This is a genomic window from Arthrobacter sp. 2YAF22_2 (assembly GCF_052114645.1).
Lineage (GTDB): Bacteria > Actinomycetota > Actinomycetes > Actinomycetales > Micrococcaceae > Arthrobacter.
In genome coordinates, this window is sequence record NZ_JBFRFD010000371.1 from 1 (window position 1) to 3756 (window position 3756).

The window sequence follows — 3756 nt, forward strand, 5'->3', positions numbered from 1 at the left end:
GGTGGGGCGCAGCGAGGCCAGGTAGTCGGCGACGCCGCCGACGGTCGGCGCGTAGGAGCGGCCGTTGTCGTTCACTACGATCACGACCCGGCGCTTCTTGTCCGCCGCGATGTTGTTGATCGCCTCCCAGGCCATGCCGCCGGTCAGGGCGCCGTCGCCGACGACGGCGATCACGTAGCGGTCGCCGTCGCCGGTCAGCTGGCGGGCGCGGGAGATGCCGTCGGCCCAGGACAGCGACGAGGAGGCATGCGAACTTTCGACGATGTCGTGTTCGGACTCCGCCCGGTCCGGGTAGCCGGACAGGCCGCCCTGCTGGCGTAGCGTACTGAAATCCTGGCGTCCGGTGAGGAGCTTGTGCACGTAGGACTGGTGGCCGGTGTCGAAGACAATGCTGTCGCGGGGGGAATCGAAGATCCGGTGCAGCGCGATGGTGAGTTCAACGACGCCGAGGTTCGGCCCGAGGTGGCCTCCCGTCTGGGAGACGTTGCCGATCAGGAATTCCCTGACCTCGCCTGCCAGCTGGTCCAGCTGCGCCTGGGACAACTTGCTCAGGTCCTGCGGACCCCGGATGGTCTCCAAGATTCCCAACGGCCCCTCCTTCGGGTGGTAGACATGCCGTTTAACTCTAACGCCTCGAAGCGGGCCCCGGCGCCGGACCGGGGTCCGGAGACGCGAACGCCCCGGTCCGTCGGGGACGGGCCGGGGCGTTCGCGCTGCGCTGCGGTGCTGCTGGACTGCCGCTAGTGGGCGGAGATCTGGCGCAGTACGTACTGCAGGATGCCGCCGTTGCGGTAGTAGTCGGCTTCGCCCGGGGTATCGATGCGCAGGACCGCATCGAAGGACGTGGTGGAGCCGTCTTCGGCCGTCGCGGTGACCTTGAGGGTCTTCGGCGTGGTGCCCTCGTTGAGGGCGGTGACACCCTCGACGGCGAAGGTTTCCGTGCCGGTCAGGCCCAGGCTGGCGGCGTTCTGGCCGGCCGGGTACTGCAGCGGCAGGACGCCCATGCCGATCAGGTTGGAGCGGTGGATGCGCTCGTAGCTCTCGGCGACAACGGCCTTTACGCCCAGCAGTGCGGTGCCCTTGGCGGCCCAGTCACGGGACGAGCCGGAACCGTACTCCTTGCCGGCCAGGACGATCAGCGGGGTGCCGGCGGCCTGGTAGTTCTGCGCGGCGTCGTAGACGTAGGCCTGCGGGCCGTCAGCCTGCGTGAAGTCGCGGGTGAAGCCGCCCTCGACGCCGTCGAGGAGCTGGTTCTTGATCCGGATGTTCGCGAAGGTGCCGCGGATCATGACTTCGTGGTTGCCACGGCGTGAGCCGTAGGAGTTGAAGTCCTTGCGCTCCACACCGTTGGCCAGCAGGTACTGACCGGCCGGGGTGTCCGACTTGAAGGAACCGGCCGGGGAGATGTGGTCGGTGGTGACCGAGTCGCCGAGCTTGAGCAGCACGCGCGCACCGGTGATGTCCTGGACGGGTTCCGGCTGCGCCTTCATGCCCTCGAAGTACGGGGGCTTCCGGACGTAGGTGGACTTCTCGTCCCAGGCGAAGGTGTCGCCGGCCGGGGTGTCGAGTGCCTTCCAGCGGTCGTCGCCCTCGAAGACGCCTTCGTAGCCGCGGGCGAACATGCCCTTGTCGATCGAGGAATCGATGACCTGCTGGACCTCGACGGGGTTCGGCCAGATGTCCTTCAGGAAGATGTCCTTGCCGGACTCGTCCTGGCCCAGGGCGTCGTTCTCGAAGTCGAAGTCCATGGTGCCGGCCAGGGCATACGCGATGACCAGCGGCGGGGAGGCCAGGTAGTTCATCTTGACGTCCGGGTTGATCCGGCCTTCGAAGTTGCGGTTGCCGGAGAGCACGGCCGTGACAGAGAGGTCGTTGGCCTGGATGGCCTCGGAGATCTCGGCGTCGAGCGGGCCGGAGTTGCCGATGCAGGTCGCGCAGCCGTAGCCGACGATGTAGAAGCCGAGCTTCTCCAGGTACGGGGTCAGGCCCGACTTGTTGTAGTAGTCGGTGACGACCTTGGAGCCGGGGGCCACGGAGGTCTTGACCCACGGCTTCGAGGTCAGGCCCTTGTCGACGGCGTTGCGTGCCAGCAGCGCGGCGGCCAGCATCACGGACGGGTTGGACGTGTTGGTGCATGAGGTGATCGAGGCGATCGACACCGCGCCGTGGTCCAGCTCGAACTCCCGGCCGTCGGCGGTCTTGACCGCGACGGTCTTGGACGGGCGTCCGTTGGAGTGCGGCCCGTGCGCGTGCGGCGCCTGTTCCGTGAGGTGCGTCGAGGAGGCGGTGAACGACGGCGAGTCCGAGGCCGGGAAGCTCTCGTCGATCGCCTCGTCCAGGCTGCCGTCGGTGAGGTCTTCCTGCACGTAGTTGCGCAGGTCCTCGCGGAACTGGGCCTTGGACTCGGTGAGGATGATGCGGTCCTGCGGCCGCTTCGGGCCGGAGATCGACGGGACCACCGTGGACAGGTCCAGCTCGAGGTACTCGGAGAACTTGATTTCCTTGGAAGGATCKTGCCACAGGCCCTGTTCCTTCGCGTAGGCCTCCACGAGGGCCACGTTCTCATCGGACCGGCCGGTGAGGCGCAGGTAGTCGAGGGTGACGTCGTCGATCGGGAACATCGCGGCGGTGGAGCCGAACTCGGGGCTCATGTTGCCGATCGTGGCGCGGTTGGCCAGCGGCACRGCCGCGACGCCTTCGCCGTAGAACTCSACGAACTTGCCSACCACGCCGTGCTKGCGCAGCWKYTCGGTGATGGTCAGGACGACGTCGGTGGCGGTGGCGCCGGCCGGGATGGACCCGGTCAGCTTGAAGCCTACGACGCGCGGGATCAGCATGGAGACGGGCTGGCCGAGCATGGCAGCCTCGGCTTCGATGCCTCCGACGCCCCAGCCGAGTACGCCCAGGCCGTTGACCATGGTGGTGTGCGAGTCGGTGCCGACGCAGGTGTCGGGGTAGGCACGCAGCACGCCGTCAATCTCACGGGTCATGACGGTGCGGGCCAGGTACTCGATGTTGACCTGGTGCACGATGCCGGTTCCGGGCGGGACGACCTTGAAATCGTCGAACGCGGTCTGGCCCCAGCGCAGGAACTGGTAGCGCTCACCGTTGCGCTGGTATTCGATCTCCATGTTGCGCTCCAGTGCGCCGGAGTTACCGAAGACGTCGATCTGCACGGAGTGGTCGATGACCATTTCCGCCGGTGCCAGCGGGTTGACCCGCTTGGGGTCGCCGCCGAGTTCCTTGACGGCCTCACGCATGGTGGCGAGGTCCACAACGCAGGGCACGCCAGTGAAGTCCTGCATGATCACGCGCGCCGGCGTGAACTGGATTTCAGTGTCGGGCTGGGCGTTGGGGTCCCAACCGGCCAGTGCGCGGACGTGGTCGGCCGTGATGTTGGCGCCGTCCTCGGTCCTCAACAGGTTTTCAAGCAATACCTTGAGGCTGAACGGAAGGTTTTCTGCACCTTCAACGGAGTTCAACCGGAAAATTTCGTATTCGGTACCGGCTACATTAAGTTTGCCTTTTGAACCGAAGCTGTCCACAATGCTCATCGCAGGACTCCTCTCGCAACAGTTTCATCTTTGCCGCGCCACAGACCCCTTGCTAGTTAGGCCAGCCTAACTAAGACAAAACGTTTGAAAACAACTCTCGAGGCACAGGGCGTTGCCCAGCTTGCTCAACAGTCGCCGTGCAAAAGGGACTCCGGCGTGACGACGGACTACTACCGCCATACTAGTGGCATCAGCGCCGGGG

At 65.9% G+C, this 3756-nt stretch carries 2 protein-coding genes; both read right to left on the reverse strand.

The window, feature by feature from the left end:
* On the reverse strand, positions 1-588 hold a 588-nt coding region (locus tag AB4Y86_RS14160; protein ID WP_441402841.1), incomplete at its 3' end, for a 1-deoxy-D-xylulose-5-phosphate synthase N-terminal domain-containing protein.
* A 152-nt stretch (positions 589-740) separates the two neighbouring features.
* A complete protein-coding gene (locus tag AB4Y86_RS14165) occupies positions 741-3554 on the reverse strand; it encodes an aconitate hydratase (protein ID WP_441402842.1) in 2814 nt (937 codons plus the stop codon).
* Between the last annotated feature and the right edge of the window lie 202 nt (positions 3555-3756).